Below are 15,935 nucleotides of genomic sequence, written 5' to 3'. Positions count from 1 at the left end.
TGTTCCGGGCTTGCGGCCGTCGGTCGACGGCCTGCCGGAGGTCTTCGGGGGCGCGAGGGGGCTGTGTCTACCGGCCTCAGGCGGCGGCGGGCACGGCCTCCTCGGCGCCTTCACGGATGCGCGACTGATCGACCTTCACGCCGGGGCCCATCGTCGAGGCGATGGTCACCGAGCGGAGGTAGCGGCCCTTGGCGGCCGAGGGCTTCGCGCGGTTGATCTCGTCGATCACGGCGGCGAGGTTCTCGACGAGCTGCTCGGGCGGGAAGGACGTCTTGCCGATCGTCAGGTGGACGATCGCCGTGCGGTCGGTGCGGTACTCGACCTTGCCGGCCTTCGACTCCTCGACGGCCTTCGCGACGTCCATCGTCACGGTGCCGACCTTCGGGTTCGGCATCTTGCCCTGCGGGCCGAGGACGCGGCCGAGGCGACCGACGAGCGGCATCTGGTCCGGCGTCGCGATGACGACGTCGAAGTCCGAGAAGCCCTCCTCGATGCGCTTCGCGAGATCGTCGGTGCCGACGATGTCCGCGCCGGCGGCCGTGGCCTCGTCGGCCTTCGGGCCGGCGGCGAAGACCGCGACCGTCACCGACTTGCCCAGGCCGTGGGGCAGGGCGATCGTGCCGCGCAGCTGCTCGTCCGCGTGGCGGACGTTCAGGCCGGTGCGGATGTGGACCTCGACGGACTCGTCGAAGCTCGCGCGAGCGAGCTGCTTGACGAGCGCGACGGCGTCCGTGCCGGAGTACTCGCGCGTCCGGTCGACCTTCGTGCGGGCCGCGAGGAACTTGCGTCCGTGACGAGACATCAGGCCTCCACCTCCACGCCCATCGAGCGGGCGGTGCCGCTGATGATCTTGATCGCGCCGTCGATGTCGTTGGCGTTCAGGTCGGGCAGCTTCTTCTCGGCGATCTGCCGGACCTGGTCGGCGGTCAGGCTGCCGACCTTCGTCTTGTGGGGCTCGCCCGAGCCGCTCTTCAGGTTCAGCGCCTGCTTGATCAGGATCGCCGCGGGCGGCGTCTTGACGACGAACGTGAAGGAGCGGTCCTCGTAGACCGTGATCACCACGGGCAGCAGGGTCCCGTTGTCCTGCTGCGTCTGGGCGTTGAACGCCTTGGTGAACTCCATGATGTTCAACCCGTGCTGACCGAGCGCAGGACCGACGGGCGGAGCCGGAGAGGCCTGGCCGCCGATGGCCTGCAGCTTGATCTGGGTCAGGACCTTCTTCGCCATCTCAGATCTTCTTCACCTGATCGAAGCCGACCTCGACGGGAGTCTCCCGCCCGAAGATCGACACGAGAACCTTGAGCTTGCCGGCATCGGGGGAGACCTCGGCGATCTCGCCCGAGAAGTCCGACAGGGGGCCGGCGACGACCTTGACGGACTCGCCGACGGAGAACTGCGCGCGCCGCTGCGCCTTGGTGGGCTGCTGGGCGCGCTTGAGGAGACGATCGATCTCCTCCTGGGTGAGCGGGATCGGCTCGTCGCCGGCCCCGACGAACCCGGTGACGCCGGGCGTGCCCTTCACGAGCTGCCACGAGTCGTCGTTGAGGTCCATCTGCACGAGCACGTACCCGGGCATCGTGCGCTTCTCGGACGTGACCTGCTGGTTGTCCTTGACCTCGGTGACCGTCTCGGTCGGCACCACGATCTGGCGCACGGCACGCCGCTGCCCGAGGGACACCAGACGGTGCTCGAGCTTCTGCTTCACCTTGGCCTCGTGGCCCGAGAAGGTGTTGACGACGTACCAGCGATACATGGAAGTGGGGAAACCGGGGTCCGGAGGACGGGACGAACGAGCGCGGCGCTCAGATGATCAGGTCGACGAGCTCGGACGCGAGCGAGTCGACGCCGCCCAGGAACAGGCCCGCGATGGCGCAGAACACGAGCACGACGCCGGTGCCCTGCGCGACCTGCGTGCGGTCGGGCCAGCGGACGCGCTGGAGCTCGGCCCACGAGGCGCGCAGGAACCCGGGGAACCGGGCGAGGCCCTTGCGGGGGACCGGCGCACCGGCCGCGGCTGCGGCGGGGGTGCCGGGCGCCAGGCCGCCACCGCCACCCGGAGGGGTGGCGCTCAGGCGGGGGCGCTCCTCGTCATGTTCCTCAGCGGCCATGCTCGCGTCGAACCGGGGCGGTGAGGCCTACCGGGTCTCCTTGTGGGAGGTGTGACTCCGGCACCAGCGGCAGTACTTGCTGATGGTCAGCCGGTCGGGCGTGTTGCGCTTGTTCTTCTTCGTCTGGTAGTTGCGGCGCTTGCACTCCTCACAGGCGAGGGTGACTGCGACGCGGACATCTCCGCGGGCCATCTGGGCTCCCGTACGTCGATGCGGTCAAGTTCTGCTGGCCGGTCCGCGGAGAGGCGACCCGACAAGAGAGACCCACCAGGCGGCAGGTCCGGCGAGGGAGCGTAGCGGATGGCCCCCGTCCGGCGCCGTGCGCCCGGGTTCGCCCTGCATCCGCGGCGGTTCCGCCGCCTAGGATCGCACGGCACGCGGACGGCTGGGGAGGGCCGGCCCCGGTCAGGCCCGCGCGCTCGTCTGCGGATCCAGGCGCGTCATGGTGACGCGCACCTCCGGGTCGGCCTTGGCCGGGCGGGGGGGCCGCCGTCTCGTGGACCGCGACCAGGCCCCGGTCAGGCCCGCGCGCTCGTCTGCGGATCCAGGCGCGTCATGGTGACGCGCACCTCCGGGTCCGCCTTGGCCGGGCGGGGGGGCCGCCGTCTCGTGGACCGCGGCCAGGCCCGGTCAGGCCCGCGCGCTCGTCTGCGGATCCAGGCGCGTCATGGTGACGCGCACCTCCGGGTCCGCCTTGGCCTGGCCGCGGTACACCCCGCGGATCGGCGGGACGTCCTGGTAGTGGCGGCCGTGGCCGATCTTCACGTGCGTCGCGCCGGCGAGCACGCCGTTCGTCGGGTCCGATCCGACCCAGACCGGCTCGTCGCGGGCGCCGAGGCCGGGGAGCAGCGCCTCGACCCACGCGTGGGTGGCGACCTCCATCGAGTCGTCGCCCCCGTCGGGGTCGCGGGCCCAGAGGTACCCGGAGACGTAGCGGGCGGCGATCCCGTGGGCCCGCAGGAGGACCACCGCGAGGTGGGCGAAGTCCTGGCAGACGCCGGCGCCGGTGTCGAGGAACTGCTCGACGGTCGATCCCACGAACGTCGCGCCCGGCTGGTAGAGGAACCGGTCGCGCAGCATCTCCGTCGTCAGGCGGACGGTGGCCAGCGGCGTCGTGGCGCGGGTGAGGTCCACGAGCTCGGCGAGGCGCTCGGGTGGCGGCTCCATGCCCGTCGGCAGCAGGAACTCCCCGGCGGCGATGTCGTAGGCCGTGGAGCGCAGCGCGTCCCACCCGGCCTCGGGCGGCTCGTCGGGCTCGGTCGTCGTCACGCGGGCGCGGACGTCGATCGTCAGGTGGTCGTGCGGCCGGTCGACGCCGAACTCGACGACCTCCGCGCCGAAGTAGTCGACGTAGCGGTGCAGGCGCGTCTCGGGGTCGGTCCGCACGTGGAACTCGTCGCAGCGCTGCAGCGACGTGGTCGCCGGGCGGGCCCGGAGCGCGTTGAGGTTGTCGACGACCTCGCCGTCGTAGCGGTACTGGGTGACGTACTCGATGCCGAAGTGCACGGTGAGGAGAGGGTGACGGAGCGGGCGGTCAGGAGACGGAGAAGGCGACCGGGCGCAGCGCGCCGGAGAAGTACCGGTCCGAGATGTCGCGGTCGACGGCGTCCAGCTCGTCCTGCAGGACGACCGCGCGCTCCAGGAGCACGCCGCGGTCGGCGGCCTCGAGCCGGCGCCGGTGGAAGTCGAGGTCCGCCGAGAGCCGCGAGAGCCGCAGGACCGGGGCGCTCGAGCGCAGGTCGGGGTCCGCGCGCTCGACGGCGCCCTGGATGCCGGCGACGTGGGCGGCCACGGAGTTCGGGTAGTCCCGCTCGAAGAGGAGGAAGCGCGCGACGTGCGGCGTGTCGGGCGGGCCGGAGGGCGAGCGCCGGAACGCCTGCTCGCCGCCGACCGCCCGCAGCAGCGCGCCGGCCTGGCCGTCGAGCTCGCCCGCCTCGACGGCCGCCGCCGTCCCGCTGACGACCGGCAGGGCCACGCGGAGCATCCGCAGGAGGACGCTGGCGCCCTCGAGGCGCTCGCCGGCCGCGAGGAACGCGCTGGCCTCGTCGCGCAGCATCGTCGAGCCCATGAGGCCGAGGAAGAGCGTCGAGCGCTCCCGCACGATCCGGAACGCCTGGGAGGGGTCCTGGAGCAGCCCGTCCGGCGTGACCGAGAGGAGCTCGAGCGAGAGGGTGTTGATCGCCTCCCACATGTCCTGCGGCACGACGTCGCGGAGCGTCCGGGCGCTCTCGCGCGCCCGGCGGACGCACGCCACGACCGAGGCGTCGCGGTCGGCGTCGAGCATGAGGCCCTGGAGCGCGACGTCGGCGTTCACCGGGCCGCCGTCCCAGCCGGCGCCCATGATCGCCATCGCCGGGCCCCACGAGAGGTTCACCCCGACGGGGTCGTCCGGGCGACCCTGCAGGTCCGCCGCGAAGACGCCCTCGAGCATCCGCGCGGTGTGGTGCGCCCGGGCGACGTAGCGCCCGAGCCAGTAGAGCTCGTGCCCGATCCGGGCGAGCATCAGGACCCCTCCCCCGTCTGCTGCTGCTGCTGGGCCTGGCCGGACCACGCGCCGCCCCAGCGGACCTCCGGCAGCGCCGGCAGCAGCCGCTCGCCCTGGCTCGCCGCGCTCTCGGTGTCGACCGGCTCCTCGGGACGATCGCCCTCGAGGACCCACGTGTCCTTCGAACCGCCGCCGCGCGAGCTGTTGACGAGCATCGAGCCCTCCTCCATCGCGACCCGCGTGAGGCCGCCCGGGATGACCCGGATCGACTCGCCGAAGACCGCGAACGGCCGCAGGTCGACGTGGCGCGGCGAGAGGCTCCCGTCGCCGAGCACCGTCGGCACGGTCGAGAGCTGGACGACCTCCTGGGCGATGTAGCCGCCGGGGTCGGCGAGGACCGCCCGGCGAGCCGCCTCGAGCTCGGCCTTCGACGCGTGCGGTCCGATCACGACGCCCTTGCCGCCGGACTCGCCGGTCGGCTTCACGACGACCTCGTCGATCCGGCCGAGGATGTCGTCGCGCTGGTCGGGGTCGCTCATCCGGTATGTCGGGACGTTCTGAAGGATCGGTTCCTCGCCGAGGTAGAACCGGATCATGTCCGGGACGTAGGGGTACACCGCCTTGTCGTCGGCGACGCCGGTCCCGAACGCGTTGGCGATCGCGACGGTGCCCGACCGGTAGGCCCGCAGGAGCCCCGGGACGCCGATGACCGAGTCCGGCCGGAAGTCCAGCGGGTCGCAGAAGTCGTCGTCGAGCCGGCGGTAGATGGCGTGGACGCGCTCTAGCCCGCGGGTCGTCCGCATGTAGCAGACGTCCCCGCGCACGACGAGATCGGACGCCTGGACGAGCTCGACGCCCATCTGGTGCGCGAGGAACGCGTGCTCGAAGTACGCCGGGTTGAGGGGACCGGGGGTCCAGACGACGACCGTCGCCTCGTCGTCGTCGGCCGGCGCGACGGCGCGCAGGGCCTCGAGCAGGATCTGCGGGTAGTGGTCGACGGGCCGGACGCGGTAGCCGTTGAAGAGCCGCGGCGCCAGGCGCGTCATCGCGTTGCGGTTCGCCAGGACGTACGAGATCCCGGAGGGCGTGCGGACGTTGTCCTCCAGCACCCGCCAGGAGCCGTCGGCGTCGCGGACGAGGTCCAGGCCCGCGACGTGGGCGTAGACGCCGCCCGGGGGCCGGACCCCGACCACCGGCCGCGCGAAGTGGCTGCGGGACACCACGAGGCGCCACGGGACGAGGCCCTCGCGGACGATCTCGCGCCCGTGGTAGACGTCGTCGATGAACTGGTTCAGCGCCCGCACGCGCTGCGCCAGCCCCCGCTTGATCGTCGCCCACTCCTCCGCCGGGATGATCCGCGGGACGAGGTCCAGCGGGAACGGGCGATCGACCGCCTGGCCGTCCGGCCCGATCGTGTCGAAGGTGATGCCCGCCTGCAGGAACGTGCGGTCGCGCCGACGCCCGAGCGCGGCGAGCTGCTCGGGCTCCAGGGCGCCGACCGCGCTCATCAGGCGGTCGGCGTGGTCGCGCGGCGTGCCGTCGGCGGTGACGGCCTCGTCGTAGATCCCCTGCGGCGACTCGTAGGGCAGCGTGGCGGGGTGGGGCATCTCGGTCGACACTATCCAGGGGCGCCGCGCGGGTCGGTTGCGCCGCGGGGACAGGGGACCAGGTTCCCGATACGCCGCGACGGCGAACCCCCGATCGCGCGATCGGCGGGCGCGCCCCGCCGGGCGGGGGGCGGTCAGGTCGCGACCGGCGCCATGACCTCGGTCTCCGCGTCCCGACCGCGGAGGGTGCGGCGGTGGTCCAGGACCCAGCGCGCGCGCTCCTGCTCGCCGGCGCGGGCGACGAGCCGCCCGGCGGCCGCCACGCCGCCGTCGACCTCCTTGGCCACCTCGGTGAGCCGCGCAGCCTCGTTGATCGGGTCGCCGATGACCGTGTACTCCAGCCGCGTCTCGGCGCCGAGGTAGCCGGCCACCGCGCGACCGCCGCTGACGCCGATGCCGGCGCGCAGCTCGCCCACCTCCTCGCGCAGCCGGCGGCCGAGCTCGCGGGCCGCGGCGAGCGCCCGGTCGGGGGCGTCGGCCTGATCGACCGGGGCCCCGAAGACGACGAGCGCCGCGTCGCCCTCGAACTTGTTCACCCAGCCGCCGTGGCGCTCGACCGTCGAGACGACGACGGCGAAGAAGCGGTTCAGCAGGACGACCACCTCGTCCGGCTCGCGCTCGGCGGCCAGCGCGGTCGAGCCGACGATGTCGACGAACAGCGCGCAGACCTCGCGGACCTCGCCGCCGAGGCGGACGTCGCTCTCGAGCGCGACGCGGGCGACGTCCTCCCCCACGTGCCGGCCGAAGAGGTCGTGCAGCCGCTCGCGCTCGCGCAGCCCGACGACCATCCGGTTGAAGCCCTCCTGGAGGCGGCCGATCTCCGACGCGTCGTAGACCGGCACGCGTCCCTCGAGGTCGCCGCGCCCGACGCGGTCCAGCGCCTTGCGCACGGTCCGGATGGGATCCGCGACGGCGCGCGCGGCGACGAGCTCGACGACGAGGCCGAAGACGAGCACCGTCGCGCCGAGCACGACCATCGTCAGGCCCAGCCGCGCCGGGGTCGTGCCCTCGACGCCCGCGAGGGCCAGGATCCCGACGGCGACGATCCCCAGGGTCGGGGCGCCGGTCGCCGTCGTCCAGCCGAGGAGCTGCCGGCGCACGACGCCGGCGGCGACGGCGCGGTCGATCGGGCCACCGCGCTCGATCGCCTCGATCGCGGCCGAGCGCAGCAGCCGCTCCGTGAAGAGGAACGCCCACGCGGCCATGACGGTGCCGGTCAGGAGCACCGTGATGCCCACCCGGATCGCCAGGGGCATCGAGTACTGCGTGTTGAACCCGAAGAAGATCAGGGTCGCGACGAGCCAGCCGGCGCCGACGACGCGCATGACCCGCCACGGCGCGCGCAGGAGCGCCAGGCGCTCGCTCTCCGTCGGCTCGCGGTCCTCGCGCAGCCAGGCGAGGGTGCGGGCCGTCGTCCGCGACGCCCAGACGAGGATGGTGGGCAGCGTCACGAGCGCGAAGCCGCCGAGCACGATCATGTTCGCGCCGACCGACGCGCGCTCCTCCCCCGAGCCCGGGATGACGAGCGCGATGAGCAGCAGCGTGATGCCCGCCGCGATCGTGTTCGCGATCAGCAGCAGGACGGTGAGCGCGACGTGCGACGCCTCGATCGCGAACCGGCGGCTCAGGCGCCGCCGGGCCCGTGAGCGCCTCATCCTTCGCCGTCCAGCAGCTCCGGGCCCTCGTTGTCGACCTTGTTCGCGCGCGTCGACGCGGGGCGCACCGCGAGCCGGGCGTCCTCCAGCGGCCGCAGCAGCTCGAGCGCGTCGCGCCCGTCGACGGCGGGGTCGAGCCAGGCGGCCTCCTCCTCGGGACCGGCCAGGACGACGGGCATCCGGTCGTGGAGGCGCGCGGCGACGGCGTTCGCGGCGCAGGTCACGATCGTGACGGTCCGCAAGCCGATCCGCCCGTCGTCCTCGCGATCCTCGCGCGGAGGCAGACGCAGCCGCCCCTCGAGCTCCTCGAACCCCTTCGGCCCCGGCTCGTCGGCGACGCGCACCGACCGTGCCAGGCCGGCGAAGGCGAACGGCGCACCGTCGTCGACGACGTGGTGGAACGGCGCCGCGACGGTCGCGCCCTGCTTGCGCTTGGCGCCGTCCTCGGCGCGCAGCCACTCGTACCAGCCGTCGGCGGGCACGAGCACGCGGTGGCGGGCGTCGGCCAGCAGCGGCGCGAAGAGCCGCTTCTCCGGCAGGTCCTCGGCGCGGGCGTTGATCGGCTTCAGGCGGTCCTTCCGGCTGCGGGCCCACGGGGGCAGCAGGCCCCACGAGGCGAGCCGCGCCGAGCGCTCCGACGGCGCGGGGCCGCCGCTGAGGATCGGCACCGGCTGCGTCGGCGCGACGTTGTAGCGACCCAGCGCCGCGGCGTCGATCGTGCCCCCGAAGCGGTCGTCGAACGCCGAGGGATCGGTCCTCCCGAGCGTGTAGCGGCCGCACATCGCGGGAACGCTACTGCGGCCCTCGGCGCCCGCGCGGGGGCCGACGGCGCGGATCAGGCGGCGCCCGGCCCGGCCCCGACCGGCGCCTGCGCGTGCACGCCGCCGTCGACGTGCAGCACCTCGGCCGTGATCCCGCGCGAGAGCGGCGAGAGGAGGAACAGGATCGCGTCGGCGGTCGGCGTCGGGTCGGTCGTGTCCCAGCCCAGGGGCGCTCCCTGGTCCCAGCCGTCGGCGAGCTGCTCGAAGCCCGGGATGCCGCGCGCGGCGATCGTCTGCAGCGGCCCGGCGGAGACGAGGTTCGAGCGCACGCCCTGCGGACCGGCGTAGCGGGCGAAGTAGCGGCTCGTCGCCTCGAGCGCCGCCTTCGCCACGCCCATCCAGTCGTAGATCGGCCAGGCGACCTGGCCGTCGAAGTCCAGCCCGACGAGCGAGCCGCCGTGCTCGGCCTTCGCGAGCGCGGGCAGCAGCGCGGCGCCGAGCGCCTTGAGGCTGAACGCGCTCGTCTCGAACGCCGTCTTCGCCGCCTCGGCGGGCGTGTCGAGGAAGCGCCCGCCGAGCGCCTCCTCCGGCGCGAACGCGATCGCGTGCACGACGCCGTCCAGCCGGCCGTCCCAGCGCGCGTCGATCTCCGCGGCGACGGCGGCGAGGTCCTCCGGCCGGTTCACGTCGAGCTCGAGCACGTCGACCGGCGTGGGCAGCTGCTTGGCCGCGCGCTCCGTGAGCCGCTTGGGCCGGCCGAACCCCGTGAGCAGCACCTCCGCCCCTGCCTCCTGGGCCCGGGCGGCCACGTGCCACGCGATCGAGTCGCGCGTGATGACGCCGGTGATGAGGAAGCGCTGGCCGGTCAGCAGGCCGGCGGGCACGGGCACGGTCATTCGAACCTCGGGGAGCGGGAGGGGCGGGACGGGGCGGCGATCAGAGCGGGACGTTGCGGGCCCGGTGCTCGCCGCGCGTGGGGCGCCGCAGCATCGAGAGCGCCCACACGAGCCGGTCGCGCGTCGTGGCCGGATCGATGACCTCGTCGACGACGCCGATCTGGGCCGCGCCGGCGGCCGACAGGTGCTCGGCCGCGTACTCCGCGGCGAGCTCGGCCTTGCGGGCGACCGGGTCCTCGGCAGCGGCGATCTCGCGCCGGCCGGTGATCCCGACGGCCTGCTCGGCGCCCATGACGCCGATCTGCGCGCTCGGCCAGGCGAGCACGAGGGTCGCCCCGAGCGCCTTGCTGTTCATCGCGATCTGCGCGCCGCCGAACGCCTTGCGCAGGACGACGGTGATCTTCGGCACCTCGGCCTCGGCGAAGGCGTGGACGAGCTTCGCGCCGTGGCGGATGACCGCCCCGGACTCCTGCTCGCTGCCGGGCATGAACCCCGGCGTGTCGACGAGCACGACGAGCGGCACGCCGAAGAGATGGCACCAGCGGACGAAGCGCGCCGACTTCTGCGCGGACTCGGCGTCCAGCGTGCCGGCCATCCACTTCGGCTGGTTGGCCACGATGCCGACGGAGCGGCCGTCGATCCGCGCGAACGCGCACACGACGCTCGGCGCCCACTTCGGCGCGATCTCCAGCAGGTGCCCGCCGTCGACGATCGCCGCGGCGACGTCGCGCACGTCGTAGGGCTTGCGCGGGACGTCCGGCACGAAGGCGGACGGATCGAACGCGGGGGGCGGCACGGGGCGCGCCCGCGGCGGCTCCTCGCCGCTGTTGGACGGCAGGATCGCGAGCAGCTGCTGCGCGAGGTCGATCGCGCCGGCGTCGTCCTCGGCGACCATGTGGCAGACGCCGTTGCGCTCCTGGACGTCGACCCCGCCGAGGTCCTGGGCGTCCACGTCCTCGCCGGTGACGTCGCGCACGACGCCGGGGCCGGTGAGGAACATCGCCGAGCCGCGGGTCATGATCGTCACGTCGGTCAGCGCGGGCGCATAGGCGCCGCCGCCGGCGGACGTGCCGCAGAGGACCGAGATGAGCGGCACCTGCCCCGAGAGGTGGGTCAGCGCCGCGAAGATCCGGCCGTAGCCGGCGAGGGCCTCGAGGCCCTCCTGGAGCCGCGCGCCGGCCGAGGCGACGAACCCGACGACCGGGATCCGCGCGTCGCCGGCCATCTCCAGCAGCCGGACGATCGAGTCGGCATGGCGCTGGCCGAGGCTGCCGCCGAGGAGCTTCTGGTCCTCGGCGAAGCACGCCACCGGACGGCCGTCGACGCTGCCCAGGCCGGCGACCACGCCGTCGCCCGGCGCCGCCTTCGGCCCGAGCGCGGGCGACAGGACCTGGCTGCGGATGACGCGCAGCGACCCGGGGTCGCAGAGCGCCTCGAGCCGCTGCAGCGGCGTGAGGTCGGTGCCGGTCGGGACCCGGCGCGGCGCCGGCGGCGCCTCCGCAGGGGCCGTCCCGTCACCGAGTCGGTGGCCGAGGAACTCGGCGACGTTGGCTCCGCGTCCGGGTCGTCCGCTCATGGTCTCAGGCTCCTCCGAGCACGATGCAGGCGTTGTGGCCGCCGAACCCGAACGACGTCGAGAGCGCGATCGGCGGGCGGCCGCTCGTGTCCCGCAGCGGGAGCGGCTCGCCCTGCACGTGCAGCAGGTCGAGCTCGGGGTCCGGCTTGTCGAGGTTCAGGGTCGGCGGGGCGACGCGCTCCTGCAGGGCGCGCACCGTGGCGACGGCCTCGATGGCGCCGGCGGCGCCGAGGGTGTGGCCGATCGCGGACTTCAGGCTGGAGATCGGGATCGTCCGCAGGTGGTCGCCGAGGGCGTGGGCCATCGCCCCCGCCTCCGAGCGGTCGTTCAGCGGGGTGCCGGTCCCGTGGGCGTTGACGTAGTCGACGTCCGTCGGCGCGACGCCCGCGTCGGCGAGCGCCTGCGTGACGGCCCGGGCGGCGCCCGAGCCGTCGGGCGTCGGGGCGGTCAGGTGATGGGCGTCCTGCGACGAGCCGACGCCCAGCAGGCGGCCGAGGACGGTCGCGCCGCGCGCGGCCGCCTTCGCCTCGTCCTCGATGACGAGGACGGCGGCGCCCTCCGCGAGGACGAAGCCGTTGCGGTCGGCGTGGAACGGCCGCGACTGGCCGGTCGGCGACAGGGCCTCCATCGCGCTGAAGCCCGCGCGAGCGAGCTCGACGAGCGCCGACTCCGTCCCGCCGACGACGACCGCGTCGACGGTGCCGGCGCGCAGCTCGCGCAGGCCCGCGGCGATCGCGTGGGCGCCGGCGGCGCAGGCCGACACCGTGCCGTAGCTCGGGCCCTTCAGCCCGTGACGGAGCGCGACCTGGCCCGTGGGGCCGTTGGCCATGAGCAGCGGGATCGCCAGCGGGGAGACCGGCTTGCCCTCGAGCAGCGCCTGGTGGTTCTCCGTCAGCGTGATGAAGCCGCCGATGCCGGACCCGATGATCGAGCCGATCCGCTCGGCCGGGTAGGGCAGCTGATCGCTCTCGCCCGGCTGACCCCAGCCCGCCTGGGCCAGCGCCTCCTGGGCGGCGCCCAGGAGCAGCTGGCTCGTGCGGTCGGCCCGGCGGGCCTCCTTGCGGGACATGAACGCCGTCGGATCGAAGTCCGAGCAGGCGCCCTCGCCGTCCGCGATGCCGCTGCGACCACCGGTCCAGCCGGTGAACAGCTCCTCGGCGCCGACCCCGAGCGGGGTGATGGCGCCGATCCCGGTGATCGCCGCGGCGGTCACTGCGCGGCGCGCTCGACGATCAGGTCGACGGCGTCGGCGACCGACTGGAGCTTCGCGACGTCCTCGCCCTGGAGCTTGACGCCGTACTTCTCCTCGACGATCTGCGAGAGCTCGGCGAGGTCGAGCGAGTCGACGTCGAGCTCCTCGAAGGTCGCCGTGGGGCTCAGCGCGTCGGCCTCGGCGCCCAGCTCCTCGAGGGAGCTGATGACGAGGGCCTCGACATCCTCACGGGTGACGGTGGACACGATGTGGTTCTCCTGCTGTCGATGGGTGGAGCGTGGACTCGGAAGCGACGCGCTACGAGAAGGGGTACACGGCCCCTCCCCGCGCGGGACGGGCCTCCGCGCGGTCGTCCGCCATCCGGGGGGTGCTGCCCCGACGGTCGGGGGACGCGCGGAGGCTATAGAAGGAACCGGGCCCCGCCCCGGGCGTCGGCCACCACGACCGCCGCAGCCACCGGCATCGCCGCGGCCCGGGGCACCCGGAGAGCGCCGGGCCCCGCCCCGGGCGTCGGCGAGGCGACCGCCCCGGCCACCGGCATCGCCCCGGCCCGGGGCACCCGGAGAGCGCCGGGTCCCGCCCCGGGCGTCGGCCACCACGACCGCCGCAGCCACCGGCATCGCCGCGGCCCGGGGCACCCGGAGAGGGCCGGGTCCCGCGCCGGGCGTCGGCGGGCGGGACCGGGGCGTCAGCCGCCGAGGCCGCCGTCGATCTTCAGCGTGCTGCCGGTGATGTACGACGCCTCGGGCGAGGCGAGGAAGGCGATCGCGGCGGCGACCTCCTCCGGCTGGCCCGAGCGGCGCATCGGGATGAACTGCTTGATCTCGTCGAGGCCCTCGGTCATCTCGCTCTCGATGTAGCCGGGGGCGACCGCGTTGACCGTGATGTTGCGGCGCGCGACCTCGGCGGCGACCGAGCGGGTCATGCCGAGCAGGCCGGCCTTCGCCGCGGCGTAGTTCGCCTGACCGGGGCTGTTGCGCAGCGCGTTGAGCGACGAGACGTTCACGATCCGGCCCCAGCGGGCGCGAACCATCGGCTTCAGCGCGGCGCGCAGCAGCCGGAAGGCGGCGCTCAGGTCGACGTCGATGACGTCCTGCCAGTCCTCGTCGCTGATCTGCAGCGCGAGGTTGTCGCGCGTGATCCCCGCGTTGTTCACGAGCACGCGGACGGGGCCCAGGGCCTCGGTCGCCTCGTCGAGCAGCGCCTGCGCCGCGGCCGGGTCGGCCAGGTCCGCGCCGACGAGCGCCCCGGTGCCGCCGGCGGCCTCGATCGCGTCGAGGACGACCTGGGCGCGCTCGCGCCGTCCGCCGTAGTGGACGGCCACCGGCCAGCCCTGCGCGGCGAGCGCCTGCGCGGTCGCGGCGCCGATCGCGCCCGACGCGCCGGTCACGAGCGCGCAGCCGTCCTCCGGCCGCGCGGGCGGCCAGGGGCGCTCCTTCGGGCTCATCGGCCCCCCTCCCAGGTCAGGGACATGCCCGCCCAGGCGAGGCCGCTGCCGAACGCGGCGAGGACGACGCGGGTCCCGTGCTGCAGGCGCCCCTGCGCGTGGAGGTCCGCCAGCGCGATGACGACGGTCGCCGCGGAGGTGTTGCCCCGCTGGCCGATGAGGTTCACGAGCCGGTCGGGCTCGAGGCCCAGCCGCTTGCGGACCGCCTCGAGGATCCGGCCGTTGGCCTGGTGCAGGACGAAGAGGTCGATGTCGTCGAGCGTCGCGCCGTCGGCGGCGACCGTGTCCAGCACGAGCTGCTCGTGGTGCCGCACGGCGGTGAGGTACGTCTCGTGGCCGTTCATGACCACGGTGTTGTCCTTGCCGCGCGTGTAGCGCTCGTCGTAGACCGACGGGCGGTCGGTCGGGACCCAGACCGTGCCGCCGAGGCCGCCGTCCGAGCCGAAGACGGACGGGCCGATCCGCCCCACGCCCTCGTCGTAGGCGCCCCGGATCACGACGGCGCCGGCGCCGTCGGCCAGCAGGCCCGCCGTGGCGCGGTCCTCGTGGTTCGTGATCCGGCTCATCGCCTCGGCCGCCACGACGAGCACGGTGCGCGCGCGGCCGGCCTCGACCATCGCGGTGGCGGTCGCCAGCGCGGTGACGAAGCCGCTGCAGCCGGAGTGGATGTCGTAGCCGCCCGCGCGGTGGGCCTCGAGCTGCGCGGCGACGATCACCGCGAGCGCCGGGGTGATCTCGTCCGGCGTGATCGTCGCCGCGATGACGAGGTCGACCTCGTCCGCCTCGACGCCCGCGTCGGCCAGCGCCTGGCGGCCGGCGTCGGTGGCGAGGTCGGCGAGCTTCGCGTCGGGCGCGAGCCACCGCCGCTCCTCGATGTGGGTGCGCGCCTGGATCCAGCCGGCGTCGAGCCCGAGCCGACGCTCGATCTCGGTCGAGCTGACGACGCCCGCCGGGACGGCCAGGCCGATCCCCAGCGGGGCGACGCGGGTCGGTCGTCCCCGCTCGCCGGCGGTCGCCGGCGCGCTGACGGGGAGGGGGGCGTCGCCGCCGTTCGTGGTGCTCATCGTGCCTCCTCGGCGACGGCCGGGAGCTGCGGGACGTCGACCTCGACGTCCGCGTGCTCCTCGGCGGGGAAGGTGCGGCGCGCGAGCCCGGCGACGACGTCGCCCGGACCCACGTCGACGAACCGCCGGAACCCGGCGGCGTGGAGGGCCAGGAGCCCCGGGCGGAAGAGCACCGGGTGCGTCAGGCCGTCGATCAGGTGCTTCGCCGGGTCGGTCGCGGGCGCGGCGGTGACCGCGGACCAGACCGTCGTGTGCGGCTCCTGGAAGGCGATGCCGTCGATCGCGGCCTGGAGCCCCGGCGTCGCGGGGACCATCAGCGGCGAGTGGAACGCCCCCGCGACATCGAGCCGGCGGACGCGGTTGCCCGCCGCCTTCGCCGTCTCGGCGGCGGCGTCGAGGTCGCTGATCCGGCCCGCGAGGATCACCTGCCCGGGCGCGTTGTCGCAGGCGACGACGAGGTCGTGGGCGGCGGCGAGCTCCTCGGCGGCCTCGATGCCGCCCTTGCGCAGCGCCGCCATCGAGCCCAGCCCGTCGGGATCGGCGTCGGCCATCGCCGCGCCGCGGGCCGCGGCGAGGCGCAGGGCCTCGAGCTCGGTGATCGCGCCGCCGAGCGCCAGCGCGACGATCTCGCCGAGCGAGTGGCCGAAGAACGCGTCGGGCCGCGGGAGGTCCAGCGCGGAGTGGCGCGCGAGCGACGAGCAGACGATCGCCGGCTGCGCGAAGCGCGTGCTCGCCTGGACGCCGGGGAAGGGGTCCTCGCCGACGGCGTCGACCACCGCGTCGAGCAGGTCGGGGCGCAGGCGGGCGACCTCGTCGCGGGCCCCCTCCATCGGGGTGCCCTGTCCGGGAAGCAGGATGGCCGTGGTCACGGCGCGAAGCCTTTCAGGTCGGGCAGCGCGCTCCGTGACGCGTGCACGGGGCGGGCCCCCGGACCGGGGGGCGGCGCCGTCCCGGTGCCCGGCCGATCAGGGGGTGCGACGGGGCGCCGCCCCCGCGGCTCGCCGCGCCGACGGCGCGCCCGCACGTCCGGGCGCCTTCCTCGGACCCCGCCTGTCCCGCCGCGCGGCGCCGGCGTCGAGGTCCCGCCGCGCGACGCCGCCCCGACGTCCCGCCGTGCCCCCCC

Annotated in this window: 17 protein-coding genes; all 17 read right to left on the bottom strand. The window is 74.8% G+C overall.

Annotated elements, in window-relative coordinates:
- Positions 1 to 76: 76 nt before the first annotated feature.
- Positions 77 to 802 (bottom strand): 50S ribosomal protein L1, encoded by a 726-nt coding sequence (rplA, locus tag SK069_RS14850; protein WP_319955031.1) that lies wholly within the window; start codon positions 800 to 802, stop codon positions 77 to 79.
- On the bottom strand, positions 802 to 1,227 hold the full coding sequence (gene rplK, locus SK069_RS14845; protein ID WP_319955030.1) for a 50S ribosomal protein L11: 426 nt from the start codon (positions 1,225 to 1,227) through the stop codon (positions 802 to 804). The genes rplA and rplK overlap by 1 nt, the downstream gene beginning before the upstream one ends.
- Position 1,228: 1 nt before the next feature.
- On the bottom strand, positions 1,229 to 1,753 hold the full coding sequence (gene nusG, locus SK069_RS14840) for a transcription termination/antitermination protein NusG (protein ID WP_319955029.1): 525 nt from the start codon (positions 1,751 to 1,753) through the stop codon (positions 1,229 to 1,231).
- 49 nt (positions 1,754 to 1,802) lie between these two features.
- The gene (secE, locus tag SK069_RS14835) at positions 1,803 to 2,108 is read right to left on the bottom strand and encodes a preprotein translocase subunit SecE (protein WP_319955028.1); all 306 of its coding nucleotides are present in this window, start codon (positions 2,106 to 2,108) and stop codon (positions 1,803 to 1,805) included.
- Positions 2,109 to 2,135: 27 nt separating this feature from the next.
- Positions 2,136 to 2,300, bottom strand: coding sequence for a 50S ribosomal protein L33 (rpmG, locus tag SK069_RS14830; RefSeq protein WP_319955027.1), 165 nt, complete (start codon positions 2,298 to 2,300; stop codon positions 2,136 to 2,138).
- 438 nt (positions 2,301 to 2,738) lie between these two features.
- Positions 2,739 to 3,614: a transglutaminase family protein gene (locus SK069_RS14825; RefSeq protein ID WP_319955026.1), complete on the bottom strand. Its 876-nt coding sequence runs from the start codon at positions 3,612 to 3,614 to the stop codon at positions 2,739 to 2,741.
- A 28-nt stretch (positions 3,615 to 3,642) separates the two neighbouring features.
- A complete protein-coding gene (locus SK069_RS14820; protein WP_319955025.1) occupies positions 3,643 to 4,611 on the bottom strand; it encodes an alpha-E domain-containing protein in 969 nt (322 codons plus the stop codon).
- Positions 4,611 to 6,200 (bottom strand): circularly permuted type 2 ATP-grasp protein, encoded by a 1,590-nt coding sequence (locus SK069_RS14815; protein ID WP_319955024.1) that lies wholly within the window; start codon positions 6,198 to 6,200, stop codon positions 4,611 to 4,613. The genes SK069_RS14820 and SK069_RS14815 overlap by 1 nt, the downstream gene beginning before the upstream one ends.
- A gap of 134 nt (positions 6,201 to 6,334) precedes the next feature.
- Positions 6,335 to 7,855: an adenylate/guanylate cyclase domain-containing protein gene (locus SK069_RS14810; RefSeq protein ID WP_319955023.1), complete on the bottom strand. Its 1,521-nt coding sequence runs from the start codon at positions 7,853 to 7,855 to the stop codon at positions 6,335 to 6,337.
- Positions 7,852 to 8,637 (bottom strand): SOS response-associated peptidase, encoded by a 786-nt coding sequence (locus tag SK069_RS14805; protein ID WP_319955022.1) that lies wholly within the window; start codon positions 8,635 to 8,637, stop codon positions 7,852 to 7,854. Before SK069_RS14805 ends, SK069_RS14810 begins: the two co-directional genes overlap by 4 nt.
- Positions 8,638 to 8,690: 53 nt before the next feature.
- Positions 8,691 to 9,500, bottom strand: coding sequence for an enoyl-ACP reductase FabI (fabI, locus tag SK069_RS14800; RefSeq protein WP_406628301.1), 810 nt, complete (start codon positions 9,498 to 9,500; stop codon positions 8,691 to 8,693).
- A 52-nt stretch (positions 9,501 to 9,552) separates the two neighbouring features.
- A complete protein-coding gene (locus tag SK069_RS14795; RefSeq protein WP_319955020.1) occupies positions 9,553 to 11,088 on the bottom strand; it encodes an acyl-CoA carboxylase subunit beta in 1,536 nt (511 codons plus the stop codon).
- A 4-nt stretch (positions 11,089 to 11,092) separates the two neighbouring features.
- On the bottom strand, positions 11,093 to 12,301 hold the full coding sequence (locus SK069_RS14790; protein WP_319955019.1) for a beta-ketoacyl-[acyl-carrier-protein] synthase family protein: 1,209 nt from the start codon (positions 12,299 to 12,301) through the stop codon (positions 11,093 to 11,095).
- The gene (locus SK069_RS14785) at positions 12,298 to 12,546 is read right to left on the bottom strand and encodes a phosphopantetheine-binding protein (RefSeq protein ID WP_319955018.1); all 249 of its coding nucleotides are present in this window, start codon (positions 12,544 to 12,546) and stop codon (positions 12,298 to 12,300) included. The genes SK069_RS14790 and SK069_RS14785 overlap by 4 nt, the downstream gene beginning before the upstream one ends.
- Before the next feature lie 443 nt (positions 12,547 to 12,989).
- Entirely contained in the window at positions 12,990 to 13,748 is a 759-nt protein-coding gene (gene fabG / locus SK069_RS14780; RefSeq protein WP_319955017.1) for a 3-oxoacyl-ACP reductase FabG, read from the bottom strand.
- A complete protein-coding gene (locus SK069_RS14775) occupies positions 13,745 to 14,812 on the bottom strand; it encodes a 3-oxoacyl-ACP synthase III family protein (protein ID WP_319955016.1) in 1,068 nt (355 codons plus the stop codon). Before SK069_RS14775 ends, fabG begins: the two co-directional genes overlap by 4 nt.
- A complete protein-coding gene (locus tag SK069_RS14770) occupies positions 14,809 to 15,681 on the bottom strand; it encodes an ACP S-malonyltransferase (RefSeq protein WP_319955015.1) in 873 nt (290 codons plus the stop codon). Before SK069_RS14770 ends, SK069_RS14775 begins: the two co-directional genes overlap by 4 nt.
- Positions 15,682 to 15,935 lie beyond the last annotated feature (254 nt).

The organism is Patulibacter brassicae, from assembly GCF_033949425.1.
In the GTDB taxonomy this organism is placed as follows: domain Bacteria; phylum Actinomycetota; class Thermoleophilia; order Solirubrobacterales; family Solirubrobacteraceae; genus Patulibacter; species Patulibacter brassicae.
Note: the sequence above shows the minus strand (reverse complement) of the source record. Positions and strands in the feature narration are given on the sequence as shown.

Excerpts from the sequence above, each read along its gene's own strand:
- rplA (WP_319955031.1), bottom strand. The coding sequence starts at position 802 with ATGTCTCGTCACGGACGCAAGTTCCTCGCGGCCCGCACGAAGGTCGAC.
- rplK (WP_319955030.1), bottom strand. The coding sequence starts at position 1,227 with ATGGCGAAGAAGGTCCTGACCCAGATCAAGCTGCAGGCCATCGGCGGC.
- nusG (WP_319955029.1), bottom strand. The coding sequence starts at position 1,753 with ATGTATCGCTGGTACGTCGTCAACACCTTCTCGGGCCACGAGGCCAAG.
- secE (WP_319955028.1), bottom strand. The coding sequence starts at position 2,108 with ATGGCCGCTGAGGAACATGACGAGGAGCGCCCCCGCCTGAGCGCCACC.
- rpmG (WP_319955027.1), bottom strand. The coding sequence starts at position 2,300 with ATGGCCCGCGGAGATGTCCGCGTCGCAGTCACCCTCGCCTGTGAGGAG.
- SK069_RS14820 (WP_319955025.1), bottom strand. The coding sequence starts at position 4,611 with ATGCTCGCCCGGATCGGGCACGAGCTCTACTGGCTCGGGCGCTACGTC.
- SK069_RS14815 (WP_319955024.1), bottom strand. The coding sequence starts at position 6,200 with ATGCCCCACCCCGCCACGCTGCCCTACGAGTCGCCGCAGGGGATCTAC.
- SK069_RS14810 (WP_319955023.1), bottom strand. The coding sequence starts at position 7,855 with ATGAGGCGCTCACGGGCCCGGCGGCGCCTGAGCCGCCGGTTCGCGATC.
- SK069_RS14805 (WP_319955022.1), bottom strand. The coding sequence starts at position 8,637 with ATGTGCGGCCGCTACACGCTCGGGAGGACCGATCCCTCGGCGTTCGAC.
- SK069_RS14795 (WP_319955020.1), bottom strand. The coding sequence starts at position 11,088 with ATGAGCGGACGACCCGGACGCGGAGCCAACGTCGCCGAGTTCCTCGGC.
- fabG (WP_319955017.1), bottom strand. The coding sequence starts at position 13,748 with ATGAGCCCGAAGGAGCGCCCCTGGCCGCCCGCGCGGCCGGAGGACGGC.
- SK069_RS14775 (WP_319955016.1), bottom strand. The coding sequence starts at position 14,812 with ATGAGCACCACGAACGGCGGCGACGCCCCCCTCCCCGTCAGCGCGCCG.